The organism is Actinomycetospora sp., from assembly GCF_055612215.1.
The window spans coordinates 1-1,645 of record NZ_JBVPVA010000704.1 but is presented as its reverse complement, the minus strand read 5'-3'; the positions used below and the strand labels follow the sequence as shown (position 1 = coordinate 1,645).

Genomic DNA, 1,645 nt, shown 5'->3' with positions numbered 1-1,645 from the left:
GTGCCGCCACGCCCCGGACCCGGTCCTCGGCGTCTCCCCTGGCCCGCGCCGTCGCCGCGGCCGTGGCGGCACTCGACGACGTCGACGGCCCGGTCCCGTTCGCGGTCCGCCGGCGCATCGACCGGATGTGCCGCGACGCGGTCGACCGCCACCTCGAACTCGTCGGTCCGGAGGGCCCGGTGGCCGCGGTGCCCGCGCTGCGCGTTGCCAGCGCGTACCTCGCCGCCGGCGACCTCGAGGACGCCTACCTCGCCCTGCTCACCGCGCGCGACCTGCTGCGATGAGCCGGCCGGGGCGTCGGCGGCCCGCGGCCTCTCCCGCACCGTCCGGCGGGCCCACCACCGCGGCGTACCTCGTGCCGGCGGTGCCCGAGGTCGCGGCGCTGCTCGGCGCGTCGGAACGGGTGCTCGTGGCCTGCGGGCGGGCCGAGGACGCCCACGCCGATCGCGCCGTCCGGCTCGCGGCCGCGGTGGACCCGGTCACGCTGCCCGTCGGGGCCGTCGTGGGACCCGGGCTCCCCGTCCCCCTCGCCCGCCGGATCGCGTTCCGTGCCCTCCAGCGGCTCGCGGTCGCGCTGCGTCCCGCGCTGCTCCCCGACCCGGGGCCGTGGACGACCCCGGCCGGCGACGACGTCGTGGCGTTCCGGGCGCTGTGGGTCGACACGACCGACCTCGCGATCCTGGGCCAGGCGGCGGCCCAGCTGACCCATCCCCGCCGCACGCGGGAGGGCACGCTCGGCGCGGCGATGGCGACGCTGGGGCCCGGCGATCCGCCCGGACATCGCCACCCCGCGGCGCTGGGCTGCCTGCTCGCGGCCGTGGTGCCCGTCGTCGACCCGGCCGCCGTCGCGCTGCACGAGGCGGCCCGGCAGTGCCCCGGACGTCTGGTGCTCGACCCGACGGCGGCCGAGGCGCACCGGGAGACGGGCCGGCGCGTCCTCGCCCGCCTGCGGCGGACCCGCTGACGGGTCAGGCGGTCACGGCTTCGTGTCGCGCAGCGTGAAGCCGACGCCGAGGGTCACCTGGAGGTGCCCGACCTCGCCGTCGTGGACCTCGCCGCGGATCTCGGAGACCTCGAACCACCCGATCTCGTCGAGCGTCTGCGAGGCGCGCGTGATCGCGCCGCGGATCGCGTCGTCGATGCCGGTCTCGGAGCTCCCGACGATCTCGGTCCTGCTGTACGCGTTGTCGGACATGGTTTCCTCCTGGTCGGGCGGGGCGAGGACGAGACGGACAGCATGGGCGCGTCGGTGGCGCCGGCGCTCACCGGTGGTGCACCAGGGTGATCGCCGCGACGAGCGCGCCGGCCGTGCAGACGACGCCCGCTGTGACCACGAGCACCGTCGGGACCCACGGCGGAGTGAGGACGGCGAGCGCGATGGCCAGCAGGGAGCACGCCAGGGACACCCGGGCCCGCGCGAGCAGGGTGCGCTCGCGCGCGAGCAGGGCGCGCAGGTCGTCCGGCACCTCGGGCCTCCGGGAGGGGCGAGCAGGCGGCACCGCCGCGGGAGCGCGGGGATGCTGGCGCGGGAGGTCAGGCGCTCGGACAGGCGGCGCTGCGCACGCGGCCGAGGTCGACGTGGCGACGCGCCACGAGCAGGACCCCGGAAGCCGACACGGGAACCAACCCTGCCACGGGCGGGCAC

4 protein-coding genes are annotated in these 1,645 nt (G+C 78.0%); 2 read left to right on the top strand and 2 right to left on the bottom strand.

What is annotated here, in order from left to right:
- Both AC0CYZ_RS19345 and AC0CYZ_RS19340 read left to right on the top strand, forming a co-directional pair.
- A partial coding sequence (locus tag AC0CYZ_RS19345) for a hypothetical protein (RefSeq protein ID WP_472218265.1) occupies positions 1-284 on the top strand: 284 nt, incomplete at its 5' end.
- Positions 281-964, top strand: coding sequence for a hypothetical protein (locus AC0CYZ_RS19340; protein WP_472218263.1), 684 nt, complete (start codon positions 281-283; stop codon positions 962-964). The genes AC0CYZ_RS19345 and AC0CYZ_RS19340, both read left to right, overlap by 4 nt.
- A gap of 12 nt (positions 965-976) precedes the next feature.
- Here the strand turns inward: AC0CYZ_RS19340 and AC0CYZ_RS19335 are convergent, their stop codons facing one another.
- Together AC0CYZ_RS19335 and AC0CYZ_RS19330 are read right to left on the bottom strand one after the other, a co-directional pair.
- Positions 977-1,195 (bottom strand): dodecin, encoded by a 219-nt coding sequence (locus AC0CYZ_RS19335; RefSeq protein ID WP_472218261.1) that lies wholly within the window; start codon positions 1,193-1,195, stop codon positions 977-979.
- Positions 1,196-1,262: 67 nt separating this feature from the next.
- A complete protein-coding gene (locus AC0CYZ_RS19330) occupies positions 1,263-1,466 on the bottom strand; it encodes a DUF202 domain-containing protein (protein WP_472218258.1) in 204 nt (67 codons plus the stop codon).
- Between the last annotated feature and the right edge of the window lie 179 nt (positions 1,467-1,645).